This is a genomic window from Celeribacter marinus, from assembly GCF_965656515.1.
GTDB classification, from domain to species: domain Bacteria; phylum Pseudomonadota; class Alphaproteobacteria; order Rhodobacterales; family Rhodobacteraceae; genus Celeribacter; species Celeribacter marinus_D.
This window is the reverse complement of record NZ_CBFHKW010000009.1, coordinates 40,232-63,321: the sequence shown is the minus strand read 5'-3', so window position 1 is coordinate 63,321 and position 23,090 is coordinate 40,232. Positions and strand designations below refer to the sequence as shown.

At 57.7% G+C, this 23,090-nt stretch carries 27 protein-coding genes; 19 read left to right on the top strand and 8 right to left on the bottom strand.

The window, feature by feature from the left end:
• Positions 1–19: 19 nt before the first annotated feature.
• A complete protein-coding gene (gene dusB, locus ACTG34_RS03800) occupies positions 20–1,000 on the bottom strand; it encodes a tRNA dihydrouridine synthase DusB (protein WP_439103683.1) in 981 nt (326 codons plus the stop codon).
• A 170-nt stretch (positions 1,001–1,170) separates the two neighbouring features.
• Here dusB and ACTG34_RS03795 point away from each other — a divergent pair, with 170 nt between their 5' ends.
• From ACTG34_RS03795 to ACTG34_RS03780, 4 genes are all read left to right on the top strand, one after another.
• Entirely contained in the window at positions 1,171–2,316 is a 1,146-nt protein-coding gene (locus ACTG34_RS03795) for a bifunctional 2-C-methyl-D-erythritol 4-phosphate cytidylyltransferase/2-C-methyl-D-erythritol 2,4-cyclodiphosphate synthase (RefSeq protein ID WP_439103682.1), read from the top strand.
• Between the two features lie 23 nt (positions 2,317–2,339).
• On the top strand, positions 2,340–2,840 hold the full coding sequence (locus ACTG34_RS03790; protein ID WP_439103681.1) for a phosphatidylglycerophosphatase A family protein: 501 nt from the start codon (positions 2,340–2,342) through the stop codon (positions 2,838–2,840).
• Positions 2,837–3,331: a CinA family protein gene (locus ACTG34_RS03785; RefSeq protein ID WP_439103680.1), complete on the top strand. Its 495-nt coding sequence runs from the start codon at positions 2,837–2,839 to the stop codon at positions 3,329–3,331. Before ACTG34_RS03790 ends, ACTG34_RS03785 begins: the two co-directional genes overlap by 4 nt.
• 232 nt (positions 3,332–3,563) lie before the next feature.
• Entirely contained in the window at positions 3,564–4,742 is a 1,179-nt protein-coding gene (locus ACTG34_RS03780; protein ID WP_439103679.1) for an ammonium transporter, read from the top strand.
• An 88-nt stretch (positions 4,743–4,830) separates the two neighbouring features.
• On the opposite strand, the gene ACTG34_RS03775 is transcribed toward ACTG34_RS03780, so the two are convergent.
• Entirely contained in the window at positions 4,831–5,286 is a 456-nt protein-coding gene (locus ACTG34_RS03775; protein WP_439103678.1) for a type II toxin-antitoxin system RatA family toxin, read from the bottom strand.
• Positions 5,287–5,366: 80 nt separating this feature from the next.
• Between ACTG34_RS03775 and hpt the strand changes: the two genes are divergently transcribed.
• Both hpt and ACTG34_RS03765 read left to right on the top strand, forming a co-directional pair.
• Entirely contained in the window at positions 5,367–5,927 is a 561-nt protein-coding gene (hpt, locus tag ACTG34_RS03770) for a hypoxanthine phosphoribosyltransferase (RefSeq protein WP_439103677.1), read from the top strand.
• Complete coding sequence (locus ACTG34_RS03765; RefSeq protein ID WP_439103676.1) at positions 5,924–6,109, top strand: hypothetical protein; 186 nt, start codon at positions 5,924–5,926, stop codon at positions 6,107–6,109. The genes hpt and ACTG34_RS03765 overlap by 4 nt, the downstream gene beginning before the upstream one ends.
• A gap of 30 nt (positions 6,110–6,139) precedes the next feature.
• Here the strand turns inward: ACTG34_RS03765 and ACTG34_RS03760 are convergent, their stop codons facing one another.
• The 3 genes from ACTG34_RS03760 to lipA form a co-directional block, all read right to left on the bottom strand.
• Positions 6,140–7,021: a LysR family transcriptional regulator gene (locus tag ACTG34_RS03760; RefSeq protein WP_439103675.1), complete on the bottom strand. Its 882-nt coding sequence runs from the start codon at positions 7,019–7,021 to the stop codon at positions 6,140–6,142.
• A gap of 89 nt (positions 7,022–7,110) precedes the next feature.
• Positions 7,111–8,232, bottom strand: coding sequence for a THUMP domain-containing class I SAM-dependent RNA methyltransferase (locus ACTG34_RS03755; RefSeq protein WP_439103674.1), 1,122 nt, complete (start codon positions 8,230–8,232; stop codon positions 7,111–7,113).
• A gap of 4 nt (positions 8,233–8,236) precedes the next feature.
• Positions 8,237–9,196, bottom strand: a complete 960-nt coding sequence (lipA, locus tag ACTG34_RS03750) for a lipoyl synthase (RefSeq protein WP_062215578.1) — start codon at positions 9,194–9,196, stop codon at positions 8,237–8,239.
• Between the two features lie 359 nt (positions 9,197–9,555).
• Here lipA and ACTG34_RS03745 point away from each other — a divergent pair, with 359 nt between their 5' ends.
• Positions 9,556–9,726, top strand: coding sequence for a hypothetical protein (locus tag ACTG34_RS03745; RefSeq protein ID WP_439103673.1), 171 nt, complete (start codon positions 9,556–9,558; stop codon positions 9,724–9,726).
• 165 nt (positions 9,727–9,891) lie between these two features.
• Here the strand turns inward: ACTG34_RS03745 and ACTG34_RS03740 are convergent, their stop codons facing one another.
• Entirely contained in the window at positions 9,892–11,076 is a 1,185-nt protein-coding gene (locus tag ACTG34_RS03740) for a DUF6456 domain-containing protein (RefSeq protein WP_439103672.1), read from the bottom strand.
• A 322-nt stretch (positions 11,077–11,398) separates the two neighbouring features.
• On the opposite strand from ACTG34_RS03740, the gene ACTG34_RS03735 reads away from it, so the two are divergent.
• The 11 genes from ACTG34_RS03735 to ACTG34_RS03685 all read left to right on the top strand — a co-directional run bounded on the left by ACTG34_RS03735 (position 11,399) and on the right by ACTG34_RS03685 (position 21,506).
• The gene (locus tag ACTG34_RS03735) at positions 11,399–11,704 is read left to right on the top strand and encodes a DUF6477 family protein (protein WP_439103671.1); all 306 of its coding nucleotides are present in this window, start codon (positions 11,399–11,401) and stop codon (positions 11,702–11,704) included.
• 152 nt (positions 11,705–11,856) lie between these two features.
• Positions 11,857–13,428, top strand: coding sequence for a glutamine-hydrolyzing GMP synthase (gene guaA, locus ACTG34_RS03730; RefSeq protein ID WP_439103670.1), 1,572 nt, complete (start codon positions 11,857–11,859; stop codon positions 13,426–13,428).
• A gap of 107 nt (positions 13,429–13,535) precedes the next feature.
• Complete coding sequence (locus ACTG34_RS03725) at positions 13,536–13,814, top strand: putative quinol monooxygenase (protein ID WP_439103669.1); 279 nt, start codon at positions 13,536–13,538, stop codon at positions 13,812–13,814.
• Positions 13,811–14,710, top strand: coding sequence for a DMT family transporter (locus tag ACTG34_RS03720; protein ID WP_439103668.1), 900 nt, complete (start codon positions 13,811–13,813; stop codon positions 14,708–14,710). Before ACTG34_RS03725 ends, ACTG34_RS03720 begins: the two co-directional genes overlap by 4 nt.
• A gap of 194 nt (positions 14,711–14,904) precedes the next feature.
• A complete protein-coding gene (locus ACTG34_RS03715) occupies positions 14,905–15,987 on the top strand; it encodes an OmpP1/FadL family transporter (protein WP_439103667.1) in 1,083 nt (360 codons plus the stop codon).
• 175 nt (positions 15,988–16,162) lie between these two features.
• The gene (locus ACTG34_RS03710; RefSeq protein ID WP_439103666.1) at positions 16,163–17,083 is read left to right on the top strand and encodes a DMT family transporter; all 921 of its coding nucleotides are present in this window, start codon (positions 16,163–16,165) and stop codon (positions 17,081–17,083) included.
• A 61-nt stretch (positions 17,084–17,144) separates the two neighbouring features.
• Complete coding sequence (locus ACTG34_RS03705; protein WP_439103665.1) at positions 17,145–18,017, top strand: ATPase; 873 nt, start codon at positions 17,145–17,147, stop codon at positions 18,015–18,017.
• Between the two features lie 33 nt (positions 18,018–18,050).
• Positions 18,051–18,974: a homoserine O-succinyltransferase gene (locus tag ACTG34_RS03700; protein ID WP_439103664.1), complete on the top strand. Its 924-nt coding sequence runs from the start codon at positions 18,051–18,053 to the stop codon at positions 18,972–18,974.
• Between the two features lie 4 nt (positions 18,975–18,978).
• Positions 18,979–19,893, top strand: a complete 915-nt coding sequence (locus ACTG34_RS03695) for an alpha/beta fold hydrolase (RefSeq protein WP_439103663.1) — start codon at positions 18,979–18,981, stop codon at positions 19,891–19,893.
• Positions 19,894–19,980: 87 nt separating this feature from the next.
• Positions 19,981–20,880 (top strand): polyphosphate kinase 2, encoded by a 900-nt coding sequence (gene ppk2 / locus ACTG34_RS03690; RefSeq protein ID WP_439103662.1) that lies wholly within the window; start codon positions 19,981–19,983, stop codon positions 20,878–20,880.
• A gap of 5 nt (positions 20,881–20,885) precedes the next feature.
• Entirely contained in the window at positions 20,886–21,506 is a 621-nt protein-coding gene (locus ACTG34_RS03685; protein WP_439103661.1) for a TetR/AcrR family transcriptional regulator, read from the top strand.
• Positions 21,507–21,609: 103 nt separating this feature from the next.
• On the opposite strand, the gene rpsI is transcribed toward ACTG34_RS03685, so the two are convergent.
• Both rpsI and rplM read right to left on the bottom strand, forming a co-directional pair.
• Positions 21,610–22,095 (bottom strand): 30S ribosomal protein S9, encoded by a 486-nt coding sequence (gene rpsI, locus ACTG34_RS03680; protein ID WP_062215627.1) that lies wholly within the window; start codon positions 22,093–22,095, stop codon positions 21,610–21,612.
• A gap of 2 nt (positions 22,096–22,097) precedes the next feature.
• The gene (gene rplM, locus ACTG34_RS03675) at positions 22,098–22,562 is read right to left on the bottom strand and encodes a 50S ribosomal protein L13 (RefSeq protein WP_439103660.1); all 465 of its coding nucleotides are present in this window, start codon (positions 22,560–22,562) and stop codon (positions 22,098–22,100) included.
• Positions 22,563–22,789: 227 nt separating this feature from the next.
• On the opposite strand from rplM, the gene ACTG34_RS03670 reads away from it, so the two are divergent.
• The coding region (locus tag ACTG34_RS03670) for a VIT1/CCC1 transporter family protein (protein ID WP_439103659.1) at positions 22,790–23,090 on the top strand (301 nt) is incomplete at its 3' end.

Genomic DNA, 23,090 nt, shown 5'->3' with positions numbered 1-23,090 from the left:
GTTTCGAAATCGGCCAAGATCATGCGGCGGCTCCCTCGTGGTTGAGCGCTTCGGCCAAGAGCCGCTGCACCTCATGTTCGCCTTTTTGCGTCAAAACGGCACGGCGCAGATCGGCGGGCGTGCGCGCGTGATCCATGTACCATCCCAAATGTTTGCGCAGCACGCGCGCACCAAGGTCCGCACCATAAAACGACAGACCCGCCTCGTAGTGCCCCGCAACCATATCCGCGAACCGTGCGCCCGTTGGTACATCTGGCGCGGGTGCGCCCATCAGGTTTGCGGCCACTTGTGCCAAAATCCACGGCCGTCCTTGTGAGCCGCGCCCGATCATCACCCCGTCCGCACCCGATTGCTCAAGGGCCGATTGGGCCGCCTCGCAGGACGTGATATCGCCATTGGCGACCACGGGAATGGACACGGCATCTTTGACGGCACGAATGGCCGCCCAATCGGCGGACCCTTTGTAAAACTGGCACCGTGTGCGGCCGTGAATTGTGATCATCTGGATGCCTGCCGCCTCGGCGCGGCGTGCCAAATCTGCCGCATTCAATAGCGCGTCATCCCATCCGAGCCGCGTTTTCAACGTCACAGGCACGTCGACCGCGCCCACAACCGCCTCGATCAGGGTGAGTGCATGATCCAGATCGCGCATCAACGCAGACCCCGAATAGCCAGACACTACCTTTTTGGCGGGACATCCCATGTTGATGTCGATGATTTTCGCGCCGCTGTCGGCGGCAATCTTTGCGGCAAGTGCCATTGGCTCTGCCTCGCGACCCGCCAGTTGCACAGCCGTTTTATCAACACCGAACCCAAGCTCGGCCTTTTCACGACTGCCAGGTCTGGCATTGATCATATCGTGCGAGGCCACCATTTCGGAAACAACCAAGCCCGCACCAAAGGACGCGACCAAGTTGCGGAACGGCAAATCTGTGATCCCAGCCATGGGAGCCAGAAAAACGGGCGGGTCGAGCGTGATATCTGCCAAACTTACGGGCAAGCGATTAATCCTTGTGCAACTCCCCCTGAGATACCCCTCTCGTCGGGGAGTCGCAAAGCCTTTGCGCCACAAAAGCCACCAAAAACACCATCTGCATAAATTTTAGTCATCCATTTGGTCAAAAACTGGAGCATTGCCACTGACGCAGCCAAAGACTATTTCCTTTGCCCATGACAATCGCTGCTCTCATCGTCGCCGCAGGACGCGGCACCCGCGCTGGCGGGGACACGCCAAAGCAATGGCGCGCCCTTGGTACGGCGCGCGTCATCGACCACGCAATCGCCGCCTTTCGCGGTCGCGTAGACGAGATTGTGGTTGTGCATCACGCCGAGGATATCGATCTGGCCCGCACACTTGACGGCGTCACGCTTGTGGCGGGCGGAGCCACGCGCGCAGATTCAGTACAGGCGGGGCTTGCCGCCCTCACGGATCGCGGCGTGACCAAAGTGTTGATCCATGACGCCGCACGCGCGCTTACGCCATGTGGCGTGATTGCCGATGTCATCGATGCACTGGGGACTGGCGTTGCGGCCGCCCCTGCCCTTGCGATCACGGATGCGCTTTGGCGCGGCGAGGATGGCCATGTGACCGGCACTCAGGACCGGACTGGGTTATTTCGCGCACAAACCCCACAAGGGTTCGGCTATGACGCCATTTGCGCCGCACATGCGCACTATGACGGCGCGGCACTTGATGATGTTGAGGTTGCGCGCGCTGCGGGCCTGACAGTCACCATCACGGCGGGCCACGAAGACAATTTTAAAATCACCCACGCGGAGGACTTTGCACGCGCAAACGCGGTCCTCGCGCGCCGCGCAGACAAAGGACACGACATGTTGGATATCCGGTTGGGCAATGGCTACGATGTACACCGCTTTGGCGTAGGCGATCATGTTTGGCTATGTGGCGTCAAAATTCCCCACGGGCGCAGCCTCCAAGGGCACTCGGACGCCGATGTCGGCATGCACGCACTGACGGACGCCATTTACGGCGCCCTCGCGCAGGGCGATATCGGACGTCACTTCCCGCCCTCGGACATGCAGTGGAAGGGCGCCGAAAGCCACATTTTCCTACGCCACGCGATAGAACTGGCACGGTGCAAGGGCTATGACTTGATGAACTGTGACGTGACACTGGTCTGCGAATATCCGAAAGTTGGCCCACATGCGGACGCCATGCGCGCAGCCCTTGCAGGTATAATGTCGGTGGATCTGGACCGCGTATCGGTCAAGGCAACCACATCCGAGAAATTGGGCTTCACCGGCCGCGAGGAAGGCATCGCCTCTATCGCTACCGCAGCACTTGCCAAACTATAAGATTAAGACAGAGAGATAACCCCATGAAACAACTTGCTGAAATCATAGCCACCCTTGCCCGCGTTGGCTATATCAAGCCCGCGCCTGGCACATGGGGTTCGGCCGCAGCAGTGCCCCTTGCGTGGGTCATTTATGAGCGTGGCGGTTTTTGGGCTGTCGTGTTTGCGACCCTCATCGCCTTTATCGTCGGGTGGTGGGCGACCAAAGAAATGACCGCAGGATCGAAAGATCACGACCCATCAGAGATTGTCATCGACGAAGTGGTCGGCCAGTGGATTGCCTTGATGCCCGTGCTGTATGGCGCGGGCATGATGGGGGTAGAGGCCACGGCCCTTTGGCCCGGTTGGATCGCGGCCTTTGCGCTATTTCGTTTGTTCGATATCTGGAAGCCGCTTTGGATTGGCAAAGCGGACCGGCGCGGAGATGCCCTTGGCGTGATGCTTGACGATGTGATCGCGGGCGTGTTTGCCGCCATTTTTGTGGTGATCCTCGCGGGTCTGTCGCATGGGGTGCTGATGCAATGACGCCTGCAACCGGTATAGACCAACTTGCCCGTGATGTGTTGGATGCGGCGCGGGCGCGCGGTGTGCGCATCGCCACCGCAGAGAGCTGCACAGGCGGGCTCGTCATCGGCGCATTGACCGAGATTGCGGGATCTTCGGACGTGGTAGATCGCGGGTTCGTCACCTATTCCAACGCCGCCAAGGTCGACATGTTAGGCGTCTCCCCCGACACACTTGAGGCATGGGGCGCGGTGAGCGAACAGATCGCCCAAGAGATGGCAGAGGGCGCATGGGAGCACTCTAACGCCACCCTCACACTTGCGGTCACGGGGATCGCCGGTCCGGGCGGATCCGAGCACAAACCCGAGGGACGCGTGTGCTTTGGCATGGCCTATGAGGGACGCCCGACACAGGTCGAGACCGTGGAGTTCGGCGCGATTGGCCGCACACAGGTGCGACATGCAACCGTGCGCCATGCGCTCACCCTCGCACTCACCGCCCTCGCGCGGTAGCGCACCGCACCCTTAGGCAAAACGTCCAAGCCGCCCCCAGATCGGGCTGCGATTGCGGCGATTCAGTTGCGTCTATTTTTTATGCACGACCTAAAAATTGCGCTCTAATTCTATGCATTTCGTTGATTGCTGCATTTTTCATCCCTTTATACGCCCCCTTGCCGCTTTCCTTATCGTTTCAAAGCCGCTCTACGCGCCGTAACGACTAAAAAATAACCTTTGGAGGGACATCATGGTTGGAGCGGATACCGCATGGATCATCGTCGCAACGGCGTTGGTTTTGTTCATGTCATTGCCAGGATTGGCACTCTTTTACGGCGGGCTTGTGCGCGCGCGCAACGTGCTGTCGGTCTTTATGCACGTCTATGCCATCGCCGCCTTAATGTCGGTTCTATGGTTCGTGGTGGGCTATTCCATCGCCTTTGGAGATGGCAACGCGGTCTGGGGCGGTCTGGGCAAAGCCTTCCTCAACGGGATTGATGCGGACACCGTGTCCGGCACCATTCCCGAAGTCTTGTTCTTTGCCTTTCAAATGACGTTCGCTATCATCACCCCCGCGCTGATCGTGGGCGCATACGTCGAGCGCATTAACTTTGGCTTTGTACTACTGTTTTCCGGCCTGTGGATGCTGTTGTGCTACGCGCCTGTCACCCACTGGATTTGGGGCGGCGGGTTCCTCGCGGATGGCGGTATCTTTGGCGAGATCGGGACGCGCGACTTCGCGGGCGGTATCGTTGTGCATGAAACGGCAGGCCTCGCGGCACTGATCATCGCCGTGATGCTCGGCGCACGCAAAGTCAAAAACAAGCCACCGCATAACCCTGGGTATGTGATGATTGGGGCGTCAATGCTTTGGGTGGGTTGGTTCGGCTTTAACGGCGGATCGCAACTGGCGGCCGATGGTGGAGCTGCAATGGCGCTCACCGTCACGCATCTGTCCGCAGCCGCTGCCTCATTGACGTGGGCGCTTTGGGAAAAGATCAAATACGGCAAGGCCTCTATGGTTGGCATGGTCACGGGCACAATCGCGGGACTGGCGTCCATTACGCCCGCATCTGGTTTTGTCAGCCCTGTCGAGGCGCTGATCATTGGTGGCGTTGCGGGTATTTTGTGCCAAGAGTTGGTGAACTTCGTGCGCAACAAGGCCAAGATCGACGATACGCTTGATGTCTTTGCCGTGCACGGCGTGGGCGGTATTTTCGGCACCATCATGATCGCAGCCTTTGGCGAAGGCACATGGGTGGCGCAACTGGGTGCCTTGGCCATTGTCGGCGTGTTCACAACTGTTGTGACCATTGCCCTTGTGCTCATCTGCAAAGCCATCGTGCCATTGCGCGTCGATGCCGAAACCGAGCATGCGGGACTAGACCTCGCACAACACGGCGAAACGGCCTACGACCATAACTCGTAGCGCCCAAAAGCGTGAATCAATAAACGGCGCTCCATTGGGGCGCCGTTTTTATTTGGATATTTAGACCAAGAAAAGCCTGACCCGTGTGCTACGCTCCAGAGCCGTAAAGTGCAGCGGCCCGTTTTTCGAATGCGCGGACAATCATATGCATCGCCTCATTGAACACCACGCCGATGACTTTTTGTAAAATCGCGTTCTTGAACTCGAAATCAACAAAGAACTCGACATCGCACCCGCCATCCTCGGCCTCGCGAAAGTGCCACCAGCTTTTCATGTAGCGAAACGGACCGTCGAGGTATTCGGTATCAATGCGCCGCTCTGCGTCATACAGCTTCACGCGCGAGCCGAACTTTTCGCGAAACACTTTGAATGAAATCACCAGATCGGCCAACAACAGCTCGTGGTCTCCACAGGCCTCGCGCGCGCGAATCCGCGCGGCGGCATTCCAAGGCAAAAACTGGGGATAGCGTTCAACATCGGCAACAAGATCGTACATTTGTTGCGCGCTATAAGGCAGGTGTTTGGTCTCTTGGTGTGTTGGCATGTTCTTAAGGGTCTGCGCTCTGGCGTTTTTAAACTGACCTGCTATTTCTTAAACCTGCACCGAAATTGCAAGGGGTTACCATGCCGCACCGTCCCTATCACATCGACGTTATGATCTCGGCCAAGTCCATTGCCGCGCGGATCGAAGACCTCGCCCGCGACATACGCCGCGAATATAACGAGACAGACAAGCTCGTTGTGGTTGGGCTTTTGCGAGGCTCGTTCGTCTTTATTGCGGATCTTGTGCGCGAATTGGACATGAATGTCGAAGTCGACTTTCTCGAGGCATCCTCCTACGGGGACGGCACCGAAAGCACACGCGAAGTGCGTATTCTCAAAGACTTGCGTGGAGCCATTGAGGGGCGCGATGTGTTGGTGGTTGAGGATATCGTCGACACGGGCCATACGCTCAAGGCGGTGCTGGAGCTGCTTGGCTCGCGCAAGCCGCGCAAGTTGGAAACCATTGCCTTATTGAACAAACCCGCACGGCGCGAAGTTGATCTCACGGCCACATGGGTCGGCTTTGAAATCCCTGATGCCTTTGTCGTGGGATACGGGATTGATTTTGCCCAAGCCAACCGCAACCTGCCCTACATCGGCTCGGTTGTGTTTGAGGATGAGGCCCAACAGGCCAAAACATGAACATGCTTTGGCTCATCCGCGCCAAACGATGGGCCAAACATCCGCCCTCCACCAAGCGGATCATCTTTGTCTTTGGACTCGTGGCGGCCTGTATTGTGCTCTATCTGATCGAGCGTGCGGGACTTCTGCCAGACTGGATGCAACTAGAGGGCCGTACGGGACGCGGCGGGATGCGGTTTTAACGCGCCCATGCGAGGCCATGTAGGGTCATGTCAAGCCGCGGCGGGCGCAAGTCCCAACAACCGCTCCGCGTCAGCCTGTAACGCGGCAGTCATGCGGGCGCGCGCTTGGCGCAGGCGCGGTGCATCCGCAAGCTCGGCGTTGGACGCCACATAAATCGGCATGGGCGCGATATCGATCGGCGCGCGAACGCGTTGCAGGACAGGGCTTTGATCCCCAATCACACAAGGCAGCATGGTCCGCCCCAGACCCGCCTCGGCCAGCGCACGCAGCGTCATAAAGCTGTCGGCCGCCGCCCGAAACACCACGCCGTCCTTTTGTAACCGCTCGTTCAACTTGTGCGCCACCTGTGCCCGACCCAACGGGCCAGACATCCCAAGCCAGTGCGCCTTAGGCACGCCCTCAGCGGCGTAAACTCCAAAGGCCAACTGGCCCGCAACTTCGCCATAAAGGTCATCTGGCAATTTAAACGCCGTGCGCACGATAACGTCCGCATGGAGCCGTGAGGCGTCCGTCTGCGCACTGGCGCATAGCAATTCGAACGACAGACTAGGCGATGTCAAAGACATGCCGGCGACCACGGGCGGAAGAATGGCGTGACAAAAGGTGTCGCTCGACATCACACGGATCACCCCCGCAAGCGGCGTATCCCCCGCCTGTGCCAAACGCTCAACCGCTTTGACAGCGATCTCGACCTCGCGGGCGGCCTCAATCAAGCGCAGCTTTTCGGGTGCTACGTCATATCCGCGCACCGATTTCTCGAAAAGCGCGACACCAAGACGGTCCTCAATCCCTGCGACACGGCGCAATACGGTGGCATGATTGACCCCCAACTCCCGTGCTGCCGCCGAAACGGACCCCATCCGTGCAACAGCAAGCACAAAGCGAAAGTCATCCCAATTGGTTTTGTGCATAGGCTCAAAAACTCCATCCAACCTGTTGGAGTGAGTTTAACACGCACCTGTCCCCCCTGACTTTGAGGGAGATCAGAAGGGGCGGTTGATTAGAGCGGGTCGGTGCGGAACAATTTGACCTTGAGACCGCCATGGGCAATCGGTGCCTCGGTCGGCAGCCACGGCAATTTGGTGGCCTCGGCCAATTGCGTATCGGTGGTGATCATGCCCACACGCCACCCTTTGAACTCGGCGCGCATTTTGTCACCAAACGCACCATACAGGGCAAACAAGTCTTTCTTTTTGCCAACGCGCGCGCCGTAAGGTGGGTTGACGATCACAAGTCCCGCGGGTCCGTCAGGGCGCGAAATCGACGAAACGGGGGTTGGCGTAAAGCTACACATATCGGCCACTCCCGCGCGCGCCGCGTTCTCACCGGCAGAGCCAATCACATTGACGTTGCGGTCCGAGCCGTAAAACCGCTGATCGCTTGGACGGGTCTGCCATGCGTCCCGAATGGATTGGACCGCCGCCGCGTCATAGGTGGCCAGACGCTCGAACGAGAACGCGCGCGCACGCCCCGCCATCATGTTGCGCGCAATTTCAGCCGCCTCGATCAAAAACGTGCCAGAGCCGCACATCGGGTCCAGCACCGGCTCATGCCCGTCATACCCGCAGGCCCGCAAAAACATCGCCGCCATCGTCTCGCGCATTGGGGCCTTGCCCATCGCTTGTTTATGGCCGCGCTTGTGTAGCCCGTCACCAGAGGTGTCGACCGACAAGATAACATTGTTGTCGTCAATGCGGGCTTTGATCACCAAATCTGCGTCTTCAAGCCCCTCGGCGATGGTCGCGCCAAATTCCTCGGCAATGGCACGTTCAATACGCTCAACAGCCGCCCCTGCGTGGTAGATTTTAGACTTTTTGTTGGTGGCCACTTCGACCTTGACCGACTGGCCTTTGGTCAAAATGTCGCCCCACGCATATTTACGCGATCGCTTGTCCAGTTGGGCAAGGTGAAACGCGCGAAATTCGCCGACACGCGCAAGCACTTTTGAGGTGCCGCGAAGGGTCAGGTTTGCTCGCCAGACATCACGCCAATCGCCCCAAATGGTGACCCCGCCACCAGTGGTCTCGGGGCGTTTAAATCCCGCCTCCATGACCTCTAACAACAGCGTCTCCTCCAAGCCCGGAGGCGTGGCGAGAAAGATTTCGAATATCTCGTCTGTCACAGCCCTACGCCTGACCGAATTTTTGAATGCGCGCCGCGCGCAAACGTGCAAAATCGTCACCCGCATGATAGCTGGAACGCGTCAGAGGCGTGGCGGACACCATCAAGAAGCCTTTGTTATAGGCGGTTTTCTCGTAGGTCTTGAACTCTTCTGGCGTCACAAAGCGATCCACCTTGTGGTGCTTTGGCGTAGGTTGAAGGTACTGACCGATGGTCAGAAAATCGATATCCGCCGCGCGCATATCTTCCATCACTTGTGTGACCGCTTGTTTGTCCTCGCCCAGACCGACCATGATGCCGGATTTGGTGAACATTGTCGGATCGATCTCTTTGACGCGCTGCAACAGGCGCAAGGAGTGGAAATAGCGCGCGCCGGGGCGCACTTCAGGATACAGACCCGGCACGGTTTCAAGATTGTGATTGAACACATCGGGTTTGGCCGCAACCACGACTTCCAACGCGCTATCATCACAGCGGATAAAGTCGGGGGTCAGAATTTCAATCGTCGTATCAGGTGCGCGGTGACGAATGGCGCGGATGGTTTGGGCGAAATGCTCGGCCCCGCCGTCCTTGATATCGTCGCGGTCCACGGAGGTGACAACCACGTGTTTCAGACCCAGTTTGGCGACAGCATCCGCCACGCGGCCCGGCTCGAATGCATCCAGATCCTCGGTCGGTTTGCCCGTCGCAATATTGCAAAACGAACAGGCCCGCGTACAGACTTCGCCCATAATCATCATCGTCGCGTGACCTTGCGACCAACATTCGCCCGCATTCGGGCATCCCGCCTCTTCGCACACTGTGACCAGCTTGTGCTCGCGCATGATTGCATGGGTTTTCTTGTACCCGTCCGATGTCGGAGCCTTGACCCTGATCCAATCCGGCTTTTTGGGCTGCGCATTGTCGGGGCGACGCGCCTTTTCAGGGTGGCGTTGCTCGGGAATTTTAAGATCACGTGGCGGCATGTGGTCCTCCTTTGGGGCGATACGGCGCATCACGACACGGGTGCAGTGCCATAGCTGTCCCAGACATTTCCACCGATATAGGGGTTCGATCCGACACTGTCCAACGCGTTCCTGCGACGTGCTATGCGCCGCGCGCGCATGCGCCATGCGACACACGCCGCACCTCATCACAAAATCAGTTAAAAATCATGGGTAGAGCTAGAAATTCTCAATATATTTCAAATCAATACTGCACAAGAAGCGTAAATCTCCACGCAGGCGGCACCCCCAGATTAAAAATCGTGCCAAAGACCGCGCATTGATTTTTCTTGCGTGGCACAAAAAGACCGCCAATCAAAGCCACATACCAACTCTGCGCTGTGACATTTCACACCCGCGTGCATGACGACAGTGGCGGCGGCGAGATCGAGGTGTCGTGCGAGGAACCAGATCAGTGCAACACCCGCAGCGAAACCCCGTATGGCGTGTCCTCCCGCGAGACCTTTATAAGCGACTTGGTCGATGCCGCAAAACGCACTGCAGCCGAGTAATCCGCACCAGATCGTCTTGCCCACAAGACGCGCTAGAACCAAAGGCCCGACAGCAAAGTGTCGGGCCTTTTTCGTGTAATGATTTCAAGGCTCCGCCCGTTCGCGGCTTGAACGCGCCACTGGCGCCTTCATCGGCCACTGCGCGATCTGGGGCCGAACCGCCGCTCACCCAATAAGATTTGAGTATCCGGCGCGGTCGTAGTGGCGCTTGAGGCGTTCCAATGCGATGCGCAACACAATCTTGCCTGAGCGCGCCGACCACCCCAGACACTGTTCTGCCGCCTCCATACCCTCAAGGCGACAACAGCATCTCAAGGCAACATCCCCAAGCCCCACGCCCAACTCGTCGAGCGCCGCTGCCACGCGCGCCCGTGCAGCACTGGCACCAAAGCCGTGACACTCGCGCTCAGACCACTCGCGCGCCCCTCCCCGTCCCGCCAAAAAAGCGTCCCAATCTGGCGGTGAGTCCATACCGATCTGTGACAGTTCGAAATCCTCGCGAAGCCGCTCGGCGGCAGCCACAAGCTCAGGGCGTAAAAACACGGTTCCGTCTTTGTCGCGGCGGCGCGCCAGTACCAACACCGGACTTTCCATCGCAGTGTAGCGGGCATGCGTACCTTTGCGAGGATCCAGACCTGTCATGCCCGCCCCGAGCCACCCATCACGCCCCTCACCGGACCCGTTTGCAATCCCTGCCCGCGCGCTCTCGTCTACCGCCAGGAATTCGCGGTACGCCGTGCGTCCAGCGGCTGTGATAGTATAGCGGGTGATTTTGCCTTTTACCTGCGCCTCAATCCACCCTTTGAGGGCGAGCATCTGCGCCACCGAGCGATCAAGGATGGCCGTGCGCGTGGTGCGCCCGTCCGACAACTCACGCACAACAACGGCCTTATCCATATCCTTTGCCACCGCCAAACAGGCCTGCGGTTCTGACAAACGCCGTAAAATGCGCCGCCCTTCGCGTTCCAATGTGAGATCATCCGTGGTCTTTGCCCCCGCTTGTGAAACGGGAGTCGAGTGACGGTTATCCATAACGTGCGCCTCCTTGTGCGGGCGTGCGGCAAAACGGGGATGAGACAGATGCGCGCCGTCAGATGCGTCAGTCGTCAAAGACGCAGATCGTAGTTGCTCCAACGCTTCGTCGACCAATGGATCGTCGCGCTTTTGCTCGATCCGTCTGACCTGTCGCATGATTGTGGACGGCGCACAGCCGTGCGTGCGTGCCAAGGCGCGAATACTCTGGCCACCCTCTGTGTGGGCGAGATAGCGCTGTGCGTCTTTTGGCACCCAAACCGGAATGGCCGCTTGTTCGGTATGGTGCGTATGTGAATGCTTTGCATGATCGGACATGTGTTCCCCAACGTGTTAACGCAGCGCAGTGTTTCCACAGCTGCAACAATCTTAAATCAGCGGGATTTTTGTCCTTAAAACAGTCACTTGTGACCCAAAAACCTCGCAACAGATATCAACCTAAAGTTGTTCAGCCTCCGCAATAGTTAACCAAACCTTTACAAAACTGATGGTGAGCCAAAGAGTTAAAGGATTGTAAAACCGACCGCGCGCTGTAAGCGTCCGGCACGCAACACCCGCTAGGGTTGTGTAGGCTTCCTGCCAGTATCGTGACCTCGCCACCGATCTGATGGCCGGACCACGCCAACAACAGGAGATCCCCATGACCACCACACAACACGCTCTCGCCCATCTGCGCCGTCCGCGCCTTTTGATCCGCGCCGCACAGCACGGACTTGTGGATTATAACCGGCGTCGAGATCTGAAACGGGTGCTATCGGGCATGCCTGTGATGTCACCGAGCGCGACGGTGCCCCTACTGATGGACCGTGAGGACGCGCTCGATGCGCTGCGCCAAGCCGGTGATGCGAGCTATTCAGTTGTGCGCCATGTGGAGACCTTGATCGCGCTTATGGGAGAGGCCAACCTACTGGCGCCGCGCCCTACCCCTGCCCCTACCCCTGCATAGAGAAATCGCATTTATCTGGCGCGCGGTGCGACCCGGACAGGTCCCCGCGCGCCTTCGATTGCGCAATGGCCGCACCCTTTTTTAGTCGCTCACGACACACAGGTGCAAAATCCGCCTTGCTTCGCCTGCGCGCGTGCGGGTAAACCGAGCGCATGACACAGATTTCCCATGACCGCCTCCTCATCATCGACTTCGGCTCACAAGTCACGCAGCTCATTGCGCGCAGGCTTCGCGAGTTGAGTGTCTATTGCGAAATCCACCCCTATCAGAACGTCACGGATGCCTTCGTCAAAGAGTTCGCCCCCAAAGCGATCATCTTCTCGGGTGGCCCAGATAGCGTGATGCGCGAGGGCAGCCCCCGTCCGCCGAAAGCGGCCTATGAGATGGGCGTACCGATCCTTGGCATCTGCTACGGCCAACAGGTGATGATGCACGATCTGGGCGGTCGCGTTGAGGCGGGTGAGAACGCCACGGCGGAATTCGGTCGCGCCTATGTGACACCAAAAGACGACCGCGCCGCGTTTTTGAATGGCTGGTTCATGGATGGCACAGGCAAAGAACAGGTCTGGATGAGCCACGGCGACCATGTGGCCGAGATTGCACCTGGCTTTGAGGTCTACGGCACCTCGCCGGGCGCGCCCTTTGCCATCACCGCCGATGTGTCACGCAATTTCTACGCCGTGCAGTTCCATCCAGAGGTGCACCACACCCCCAACGGCGCCACGCTTTATGAAAACTTCGTCAAACTGGCGGGATTTTCGGGCGACTGGACCATGGGCGCCTACCGCGAAGAGATGATCGAGAAAATCCGCGCCCAAGTCGGCGACAAACAGGTGATCTGTGGCCTGTCTGGCGGCGTCGACAGCTCCGTCACGGCGATTTTGCTGCACGAGGCGATTGGCGACCAACTGACCTGTGTGTTTGTGGATCACGGCCTACTGCGTCTCAACGAGGCCGAAGAAGTCGTGAAGATGTTCCGCGAGAGCTACAATCTCAAACTCATCGCCGCGGACGAGAAAGACCTGTTCCTCGATGCGCTTGAGGGCGTGTCGGACCCCGAGGTCAAACGCAAAACCATCGGAAAGCTGTTTATCGATGTGTTCCAGAAATACGCCGATCAGATCGAGGGCGCACAGTTCCTCGCCCAAGGGACGCTCTATCCCGATGTGATCGAATCCGTGTCCTTTAGCGGCGGCCCGTCCGTGACGATCAAATCACACCACAATGTCGGCGGGTTGCCCGAAAAGATGGGCCTCAAACTGGTCGAACCGCTGCGCGAGTTGTTCAAGGACGAAGTGCGCGCATTGGGCCACGAGTTGGGCCTGCCCGCGTCTTTCATCGGCCGCCATCCGTTCCCCGGTCCGGGTCTGGCGATCCGTTGTCCCGGTGAGATCACCCGCGAAAAACTGGCGATCTTGCAAAAAGCAGATGCCGTCTACATCGACCAAATCCGCAAGCATGGCCTCTATGATGACATCTGGCAGGCCTTTGCCGCGATTTTGCCGATGAAAACCGTGGGCGTCATGGGTGACGGGCGCACCTACGATTTCGCCGTGGCCTTGCGTGCGGTAACATCCGTCGACGGTATGACCGCCGATACCTACCCGTTTAGCCACGATTTCCTCTCAGAGACGATGACCCGCATCATCAACGAGGTCAAAGGCGTGAACCGCGTGTTCTACGATGTGACATCCAAACCGCCGGGCACAATCGAATTGGAGTGAGCCGAACAGGCCAATCGTTCAAAAACGCAAAGGCGCTTTTCATGCAAATGGGACGCGCCTTTTGCTTTTTGCTTGCTCGACATCACCACAGGCGGCTACCTGACCCAATGAGCAAAGTTCTTTTGACAGGCACCCTGACCTGCGCCCCTCACGAGGTCGACGATGTGTTGAGCATCATTGACGACCACATTCGCAAAAGCCGCGCCGAGGCGGGGTGTTTGCAATTCGAGTTATGGCAAGATGAACTGACGCCCACCGATTTTCACATCTCCGAGGTGTTCCTGAGCGAGGCGGCATTTGCCAAGCACCAAGACCGCAGCCAAGGCTCCGACTGGGGACGCATCACCGGTCACATGGCGCGTGATTTCACAAAGGCCAACGCATGAACACGCAAACGTCCCATCCGCTCAAAGCGGCCGTCTGGATGTCTGGGGCGGTGTTCGGGTTTTCATCCATGGCCGTGCTGGGGCGCAAACTCACACTTGATCTCGATACCTTTGAAATCATGGCGTATCGCTCCCTCATCGGTGTCCTCACCGTGCTGGTCATCTCAACACTGGCGGGCACGCGTGGCCAAATTCGCGCCCGCGCCCTACCGCTGCATTTGGGCCGCAACATCTCACATTTTACTGGCCAAAACCTGTGGCTGTTCGCGCTGACCCTGATCCCCTTGGCGCAGCTGTTTGCGCTTGAGTTCGCCTATCCGATCCTTGTGGCGCTTGGCGCGAGCCTGTTTTTGGGCGAACGCCTAACACCGCTGCGCGGCGCCACGGCCCTGCTCGGATTTATCGGCATCTTGATCGTCGCACAGCCCTTTGGCGCGGGCGGTCTGTCCATTGGCCTGTTGGCCGCGATGGCCTGTGCGTTTGGCTTTGCCGGATCGGCGCTGTTTACCAAGCGACTGACCCGCCGCCCCGATGGCACGGTAACCAACATCTTGTTCTGGCTGTCCCTGATGCAACTTGGCCTCGGGGTCGGCTGTGCAATGATGGACGGCCAGATGAAACTGTTCACCGCCGCGCAACTGCCGCTTTTGACACTATTCGCCCTTGCGGGACTGGGCGCGCATTTTTGCCTGACCACCGCGCTCAGCCTCGCGCCCGCCTCCGTGGTCACGCCCATTGATTTCTTGCGCCTGCCCCTGATCGCGCTGATCGCCTACGTGCTCTATGGGGAGGCGACAACTTGGGCGACATATATCGGGGCGAGCGTGATTTTCGGGGCCAATTACATCAATATCTTGTCTGAATCGCGCAAATCACGGGCCGCACGCGCCGTTTAGCCCCATTTTGTATGGGTCCAGCGCGTCATGAGAGCGTTGCGCACAAACCACGACAGAGGATTTTGACGCGGCGTTAGAATTGCGTCATCGGCGAATCCTCGCTTAGACTTTAACGAGATCTGACGTGAGGAGACACGTTGGACAAAAAACAAAAAAAACGATTACGAGCCCAGTGCTCGAAAAGGGATGAGATTATGAAAACACAGCTTACACTGGCCGCAGCCATCGCGGTTAGCGCCACGGGCGCATACGCAGGCGGCATGGACCGATCAGGTCAGTCTATCGCGCCACTATTCGAAGATGGTTCTTATGTAGAACTGAGCTTTGGGAATGTGAACCCATCGGTGTCGGGCGTCTTCACCCACCCGACCTTCGGCGACTTCGCCTCTGGCGACATGGCATCGACCTACACAATGTTCGGTGCGGCCTATAAACGTGACCTGAGCGACGCGCTATCTATGGCGATCATCATTGACCAGCCATTCGGTGCGGATGTCGACTATGGCGACGCCGATGCGAACTACCCGTTCGCCACTGCATCTGCTAAAGTCTCCACTACTGGCGTCTCCGCAATTTTGCGCTACAAGTTGAACGACAACTTCGCCGTACACGGTGGTGTACGCGCCCTGCGCTCACATGGTGAAGTCAGCCTTCCCGCAATCCCGAGCGTATCTGCGCCCTCCTACACGCTAGATACCTCCAACGAGACGGATTACAGCTATCTGGTCGGTGCCTCCTACGAAATTCCCGACATCGCGCTTCGTGCAGCTGTGACATACAACTCAAAGACCACGATCAACTTCGACACAACGGAAAGCACCGCAGGTAGCCAGACCATGGAAGTCATTATGCCCGAGTCGATCAATTTCGACTTTCAAACGGGCATTGCTGCGGACACGTTGTTGATGGTGTCTGCGCGTTACGCGAAATGGACTCAAACCGTCATCGATCCTGTGGGCTACGCAGAACTTGTGTCTTATGACGATGATACCATCTCTTATTCGTTAGGTCTCGGCCGCCGGCTCTCCGAAAAGCTTTCGGCATCTATCAGCTACGGGTTCGAAACGTCTGCCGGGACACCCGCGGGCAACTTAGGACCGACAGACGGGTATAAATCCGTGTCCATCGGCGCGAAATATAATGTGAGCGAGAACACCGCGATCTCTGGTGGCCTGCGTTACGTTTGGATCGGCGATGCAACCACATCGACAATCGGGGCCGAGTTTACCGACAACAATGCCGTAGGATTTGGCCTCAAGCTCTCTCACAGCTTCTAAACATCGCACCTACAATACGTCTTCGAAAGCCCCGCCAATGTGCGGGGCTTTTTGTATCAATTTTCGTGATCTCCTTTGCACAAGTTTCGGTTTGTGTGCGGCGCGCTCTGGGGTCTATATGACCATCTGATCAAATTTTGCGCAGCGCGCGCATTCCCGCACAAGGACACCACACATGGCCGAACAAAAGACGATTTCCACCGCCGCGTGGATTGGCCTTGGCCTTATGGGGCTGTTTTGGGGCGGATCGTTTCTCGCGATTGAATTGATGTTGCGTGACATGCCGTTCGAAACCCTTGTGGCGCTGCGCGTTTCTGGCGGCGCAATCGCGCTTTGGACCTATGTGATCCTTGCCCGTTTGGAATTGCCCCGCGCGCCAAAAGTCTGGCTTGCGTTTTTGGTGATCGGCGCGGTGAATGTCGCCGCTCCGTTTTCGTTAATCTCGTGGGGTCAGCAATATATCACATCCAGCCTCGCGGGCATTCTCAACGCCACCACGGCCATCTTTGGCCCACTTGTCGCCGCCATCGTGTTTGCCGATGAGCGCCTTGGCCTACGCAAACTGGCGGGTGTATTTCTAGGCTTTCTCGGGGTCGCCACCATCATTGGCCTTGATGCGATCCACGCCTTTGATCTGACTTCGGCGGGCCAAATGGCGCTGATTGGCGCGTCCCTATGCTATGCCACGGGCGCGGCACTGGCGCGGATGCACCTCACCGATATGCCCCTCGAAGTCTCCGCCGCAGGCATGATCACGGGAGCGGCCGTCTTTATGGTGCCAACCGCGCTGATCACCCACGGCTGGCCGCATTTTGCCACGTTTTCGCACGTCACATTGGGGGCATGGGCCTATATCTCGCTCATCTCCACGGGGCTTGCGTATTTGCTACTGTTTCGCGTGATCAAATCCTCGGGTTCGGGCAACGCCACGCTTGTCACATTGGGCGTTGTTCCTGTGTCGGTGATCTTGGGCGCGGTTGTGTTGGGAGAGACCCTCGCACCGTCGACCTATGTCGGCTTTGGCTTTCTCGCGCTTGGATTGCTGGTCATTGACGGACGTCTTTTGCGCCGCATAACCGCGCGCAAATCAGCCTAAAACCTCTTGGCTTTTCGCCGCCGTCATGGCACCCAAGAGGGCGAGCGATGAGAGGCGAGACATGAGCTATACGACAGGCGATGAGTGGCACAACTGCACGGCCAAACGGGTGATCCTCTTTGGCATGTCGGGCCTTGGAAAAACGCATGTTTCCAACATGTTGCGCGACACTAAAGCGTGGTATCACTATTCGGTCGATTACCGCATTGCCACGCGCTATCTGGGCGAGACCATCGACGACAACCTCAAGGCCGAGGCGATGAAGTCGCCGTTTTTGCGGGCGCAACTGCTCTCCGACAGCATCTTTATCAAATCGAACGTGACATTTAACAACCTTGCGCCAGTCTCGCACTACCTTGGCAAACCCGGAAACCCCGATTTGGGCGGCATCCCGATTGCCGAGTTCAAGCGCCGCCAAACGCAGTTTCGCGCCGCCGAAGAGGCAGCACTTTTGGACACGGCGCACTTTATTTCGCGCGCGGCGGATCTCTACGAATACCCGCATTTCGTTGGCGACACGGGCGGGTCGATCTGTGAGTGGGTGGATGCAACCGATCCAAGTGATCCGATCCTTACGGCCTTGTCAAAGCACGCACTGTTGGTCTGGATCGAAGGGTCTGACGCCCATACCGAGGAATTGGTACGCCGCTTTGATCGCGCGCCCAAACCAATGGCCTATCAGCCCGAATTTCTCGATGCGATTTGGACCGAATACCTGTCGCAAAAAGGTATCGATGAGGCGGAGGTCAATCCCGACGACTTCATTCGCTACACCTATGCGCGCGCCCTCGCGCACCGCCAACCGCGCTACAAAGCAATGGCGGACAATTGGGGCGTGACCATCCGCGCCGAGGATGTGGCCCACGCCCAAACCCCTGACGCCTTTTGCAACTTGATTGGTGCCGCCCTTGATACCCGAGCATCTGCGACCTAACTGATCCTCTCACCTACCTGAAAGCCCTGCCCCATGCCCATTACGTTGCCAGAAACCCTACCCGCCTTTGACGTCCTCTCATCCGAGGGCGTGATGGTCATGGGCGAAGGGCGCGCAGCATCGCAGGAAATCCGCCCCATTCGCATCGCTCTGCTCAACCTGATGCCCAAGAAAATCCAGACGGAAAACCAGTTCGCCCGCCTGATTGGCGCAACCCCGTTGCAGATTGATTTCCACCTCATCCGCATGAGCGAACATCAGACGCGCAACACCGCCGCCGAGCATATGGAACAGTTTTACCGCCCCTTTGACGAGATCAAGGCGAGCGGTGAAAAATTTGACGGGCTTGTCATCACAGGCGCGCCGATTGAACACATGGATTTTGAAGACGTCACCTATTGGGATGAACTCAAAGAGGTGTTCGAGTGGACACAAACCCACGTGCATTCCACCTTTGGCGTATGTTGGGGCGGCATGGCGATGATCAACTATTTCCACGGTGTGAAAAAGCATCTGCTCGAAGCCAAAACCTTTGGGCTATTTCGCCAAAACAACCTTGCCCCTGCCTCGCCCTATTTGCGTGGGTTCTCTGATGAATGCTACATCCCTGTGAGCCGTTGGACCGAAATGCGACAGGCCGAGATTGACGCCGTACCCGCGCTAGTCCCGCTGTTGGGCTCGGATGAAACCGGTCCATGCTTGGTCGAAGATCCATCGCACCGCGCGCTCTATATCTTTAACCATTTTGAATATGATACCGGCACGTTGCACGAGGAACTGATGCGCGATCAGGAGGCGGGCAAACCGATCCAGATCCCCGAGCACTATTATCCCGACAACAACCCTCATATGCGCCCTGTAAACCGGTGGCGCTCGCACGCGCATCTTTTGTACGGCAACTGGATCAACGAAATCTATCAAACCACACCGTTCAAGCTGGCCGATATTGGGGCGTAATCTTTTGATTTTATGCCTCATTTTCGCGGCACTCACCATTGTCGCCGCCACATGGCGCGGCCGTAATGTTGAACGAATTGCGGATGCGCGCGGCCGCATGGTCAACGGTCTACATGTGGAAACTTACGGCCCCGAGGGCGCGCCACCCGTTGCGCTGATCCATGGCGCGTCTGGCTCGACCTATGATATGAGCTTTGCACTGGCGCCCGCTCTCGCGCATGACTTTCGTGTCTATGTCGTGGATCGTCCGGGTTTTGGTCACTCCGCGCCCATTGCGGATGAAAGCCTCACCGCACAAGCCGCCGCTATTCGCGCAGCCCTTTCGTCAATTGAACCTCGTGCACCCATTGTATTGGGCCAAAGCTATGGCGCGTCCGTGGCGTTGGCGTGGGGTGTCGATGCATCTGACACACTGGCGGCCCTCGTTTTGGTCTCGGCTCCATCGCATACATGGTCTGGCGGCCCGTCCCCATTGCACCGCATTTTGAAGACCCCTGTGATCGGCTCTGTGACCGCATGGCCGATCGCGGCATGGATCCCAAAGCGCTACATTGACGATCAAATCGACGGTGTCTTTGCTCCGCAACACGCACCCAAAGGATATAGCGCGTATTTTCAACCCGAGATGTCGTTGCGCCCCGCGACCCATATGCTCAATGCGCGGCAACGCGTGGCGCTCAAATCGCAACTGGGGATGATGATCGATGCCTACTCCGAGTTGACCCTACCGATTGAAAGCGTGCATGGCACGTCCGATACCACAGTGCCTCTTTCCATCCACGCACAGCCCCTTGTCGACGCGGTGGCAACCAACACGCTCACCGTGCTCGACGGCATCGGACACATGCCGCATCACGTAGCGACACCCGAGATCGTCAAAGCAGTCGTTCGCGCAGCGAAACGTGCCAATTTGATGTGATTTCATTGCACCCGCTGCGCATTGCCCCCATATTGTTAATTGAATTAACACCGCCACTGCCACAGGCTGCGTGAAAGGTCCGACCACATGAGTACGTCCAAACCCGACCTGCCTTTTGAGGGCGCGATTTCCGAGTTCTTTGAACAGCACGCACCAGACCACATTCGCGCAGCGATTGAGGATGGCAAAAAGAAAGACATCCTGTCACCCACCTATCCCTATGCGCGGTGGATGGATAAGGACGATTACGAGGACCAGATGGGCGCGCTTCAGCGCGAATTGGTCAAAATGCTCAGCGATGTGAAAGCCACAGGCAAACGTGTCGTTGTGGTATTCGAGGGGCGCGATGCGGCTGGCAAAGGCGGCACGATCAAACGTTTTCGCGAAAACCTGTCCCCGCGTGCGGCGCGTGTCGTGGCCCTGTCCAAACCGACCGAGCGAGAGGCCGGTGAATGGTACTTTCAACGCTATGCCAAACACTTACCCACCGAAGGTGAAGTGGTTTTGTTCGACCGATCATGGTATAATCGCGGTGTCGTAGAAAAGGTATTTGGCTTTTGTACGGACGATCAGCGCGCGCGGTTCTTTCATCAGCTTCCCGAGTTTGAGGACATGTTGGTGAGCGAGGGCATTCTCCTGTTTAAAGTCTGGCTCAATGTCGGGCGCGCCGAGCAATTGCGCCGCTTTTTGGCCCGCGAAAGTGACCCGCTCAAACAGTGGAAATTGTCAGGCATCGATGTCAAAGGCCTCGCCCTTTGGGACGCATATTCGGAGGCCATTTCGGATACATTGCAGCGCAGTCATACCCAGACAGCCCCGTGGACAGTCGTCAGATCAGATGACAAATACCGCGCCCGCCTCAACGCTATTCGCGCCGTCTTGTCCCAAATTGACTACGCTGGAAAAGACGCCGCACAGATCGGTGACGTCAACACGGCGGTCTGTGGCGGCCCCGAAATGATCCTATCTGGCGCGGAGGCGAACTAAGCGGCATGGTTAAAAAACGCGGCTATCACCACGGCAATTTACGTCAGGCTCTCGTCGATGCGGCTCTTGGGCTGATCGAGGAAAAGGGTCCGACCGGCTTCACCCTCTCAGAGGCGGCTAAGACAGCCGGCGTGACCCCTGCTGCGGTCTATCGCCATTTTGAAGGCCGCGAAGATCTGATCGCGGAGATCGCCCAACAAGGCTATGAGGTGTTCGCGGACTTGCTCGATTACGCCTACTCAAAAGGTCAGCCCTCCGCACTGGCCAGTTTCGAGGCCGTCGGGCGCGCCTATCTGGCCTTTGCCCGCAAATATCCGGGGCATTATGTGGCGATGTTCGAAAGCTCGATTTCGATCCAACGCACGCCGGACCTCTACAAAGTTGCAACCCGCGCGCATGGCGTTCTGGAACATGCCGCTGGAGAGTTGTCACAACACATCCCCGCGCAAAACCGCCCCCCGCCACAGATGTTCGCCGCTCACATCTGGGCGATGAGCCATGGCGTGGTCGAACTCTTTGCGCGCAACAGCCCCGGCACCAAAAGCCCCTTCCCGCCCGAAGACCTTTTAGAGACCGGCATCGGCATCTATTTGCGTGGATTGGGGTTGTTGCCCACGGATAGCTGATCGCGCGCGCGACGAGCGAATCCTGCCACAATCCCTATGATCCACACAAAAAAGGCCACCCGCAAAGGTGGCCTTTTCCAATTCTGATATCCAGTAAAGCGGATTAGCGCTTAGAGAACTGGAAGCTCTTACGGGCTTTTGCACGACCGAACTTTTTACGCTCAACAACGCGGCTGTCGCGTGTGATGAAGCCTGCGGCTTTCAAAGCGGCACGCAGTTCGGGGTTGTAAAGCTGAAGCGCTTTGGAGATGCCGTGCTTAACCGCGCCAGCCTGACCGGAGAGGCCACCACCTTTGACAGTTGCAACAACGTCAAACTCGCCTTCAACGCCGGCAACCTGCGATGGCTGCTTGACGATCAGCTGAAGTACGGGACGTGCAAAATAAACAGGCATATCTTTGCCGTTTACTGTGACCTTGCCGGAACCCGGCTTGATCCAAACGCGTGCAACCGCGTCTTTACGCTTGCCTGTGGCATAAGCGCGGCCAAGGGCGTCACGAACGGGTTCACGGGGGGCAGCAACTTCGATTGTTGCTTCGCCACCGGCGACGGCATTGAGCTCGTCGAGGGATTTGATTTCATCAACCATGATTATTCGCTCCGAGTGTTTTTCTTGTTCATGGACTTGACGTCCAGGACTTCGGGCTTTTGTGCCTCGTGAGGATGCTCGGTGCCTGCATAGACGCGCAGGTTTGTCATCAATTGGCGCGACAGCTTGTTGCCCGGAAGCATACGCTGAACAGCTTTGACCATAAGACGCTCGGGGTGTTTGCCCTCAAGGATCTGACCAGCTGTACGCTGCTTGATGCCGCCCGGATAACCGGTGTGCCAGTAGTGAATTTTGTCGGTGCGTTTTTTGCCCGTCATCTGCACTTTATCAGCGTTGATGATGATCACGTTGTCGCCCATGTCGATGGACGGTGTGAATGTGGCCTTGTGCTTGCCACGCAAACGCATGGCGACGATAGACGCGAGACGACCAAGAACAACGCCTTCAGCGTCGATGATGATCCATTTCTTGTCCACGTCCGCCGGAGTAGCGGTGAAAGTGTTCATATTATAGCCCTTTGGGGTCGAGAATTCAGATTGGGGTGTTCTATAGGTTCTGCACGCACAGTCAAGCGCCACGAAGCTACATTAATCAAACAAAAACAAATACTTACGAAATAGGTACTATTATACCCCATATTTAGCGCCTCTTTTTGCACCATATTGCGCTCTATCAAGCACTCTGGCGCAAAATCGTATACACTCGCGCCACATACGTCCCAACGGAGCCGCCCATGACGCTACTCACACGGTTCACCGACCACCTCAAACAGATCGTTTATGGTGGCAATGACGGGATTGTCACCACCTTTGCCATTGTCGCGGGCTTTGCGGGTGCCGAATCCCAAGGCGCGGCACAGATCGGCGCGTTGGCCGTGTTGCTGTTTGGCTTGGCCAACCTGTTTGCCGATGCCACCTCGATGGGGCTAGGTGAATTTCTATCGGCCCGTGCCGCCCGCGATATGATCAAACGCCGCCGCGCCACACTGGCCCGCGATCCCGCGTCCCAAGTGGACGCGCTCACCGCGCACCTTA

Bases quoted from the DNA above. Each gene is read 5' to 3' on its own strand.
- ACTG34_RS03795 (WP_439103682.1), top strand. From the start codon at position 1,171: ATGACAATCGCTGCTCTCATCGTCGCCGCAGGACGCGGCACCCGCGCT.
- ACTG34_RS03790 (WP_439103681.1), top strand. From the start codon at position 2,340: ATGAAACAACTTGCTGAAATCATAGCCACCCTTGCCCGCGTTGGCTAT.
- ACTG34_RS03785 (WP_439103680.1), top strand. From the start codon at position 2,837: ATGACGCCTGCAACCGGTATAGACCAACTTGCCCGTGATGTGTTGGAT.
- ACTG34_RS03780 (WP_439103679.1), top strand. From the start codon at position 3,564: ATGGTTGGAGCGGATACCGCATGGATCATCGTCGCAACGGCGTTGGTT.
- ACTG34_RS03775 (WP_439103678.1), bottom strand. From the start codon at position 5,286: ATGCCAACACACCAAGAGACCAAACACCTGCCTTATAGCGCGCAACAA.
- hpt (WP_439103677.1), top strand. From the start codon at position 5,367: ATGCCGCACCGTCCCTATCACATCGACGTTATGATCTCGGCCAAGTCC.
- ACTG34_RS03765 (WP_439103676.1), top strand. From the start codon at position 5,924: ATGAACATGCTTTGGCTCATCCGCGCCAAACGATGGGCCAAACATCCG.
- ACTG34_RS03760 (WP_439103675.1), bottom strand. From the start codon at position 7,021: ATGCACAAAACCAATTGGGATGACTTTCGCTTTGTGCTTGCTGTTGCA.
- lipA (WP_062215578.1), bottom strand. From the start codon at position 9,196: ATGCCGCCACGTGATCTTAAAATTCCCGAGCAACGCCACCCTGAAAAG.
- ACTG34_RS03740 (WP_439103672.1), bottom strand. From the start codon at position 11,076: ATGTCCGATCATGCAAAGCATTCACATACGCACCATACCGAACAAGCG.
- ACTG34_RS03735 (WP_439103671.1), top strand. From the start codon at position 11,399: ATGACCACCACACAACACGCTCTCGCCCATCTGCGCCGTCCGCGCCTT.
- guaA (WP_439103670.1), top strand. From the start codon at position 11,857: ATGACACAGATTTCCCATGACCGCCTCCTCATCATCGACTTCGGCTCA.
- ACTG34_RS03725 (WP_439103669.1), top strand. From the start codon at position 13,536: ATGAGCAAAGTTCTTTTGACAGGCACCCTGACCTGCGCCCCTCACGAG.
- ACTG34_RS03720 (WP_439103668.1), top strand. From the start codon at position 13,811: ATGAACACGCAAACGTCCCATCCGCTCAAAGCGGCCGTCTGGATGTCT.
- ACTG34_RS03715 (WP_439103667.1), top strand. From the start codon at position 14,905: ATGAAAACACAGCTTACACTGGCCGCAGCCATCGCGGTTAGCGCCACG.
- ACTG34_RS03710 (WP_439103666.1), top strand. From the start codon at position 16,163: ATGGCCGAACAAAAGACGATTTCCACCGCCGCGTGGATTGGCCTTGGC.
- ACTG34_RS03705 (WP_439103665.1), top strand. From the start codon at position 17,145: ATGAGCTATACGACAGGCGATGAGTGGCACAACTGCACGGCCAAACGG.
- ACTG34_RS03700 (WP_439103664.1), top strand. From the start codon at position 18,051: ATGCCCATTACGTTGCCAGAAACCCTACCCGCCTTTGACGTCCTCTCA.
- ppk2 (WP_439103662.1), top strand. From the start codon at position 19,981: ATGAGTACGTCCAAACCCGACCTGCCTTTTGAGGGCGCGATTTCCGAG.
- ACTG34_RS03685 (WP_439103661.1), top strand. From the start codon at position 20,886: ATGGTTAAAAAACGCGGCTATCACCACGGCAATTTACGTCAGGCTCTC.
- rpsI (WP_062215627.1), bottom strand. From the start codon at position 22,095: ATGGTTGATGAAATCAAATCCCTCGACGAGCTCAATGCCGTCGCCGGT.
- rplM (WP_439103660.1), bottom strand. From the start codon at position 22,562: ATGAACACTTTCACCGCTACTCCGGCGGACGTGGACAAGAAATGGATC.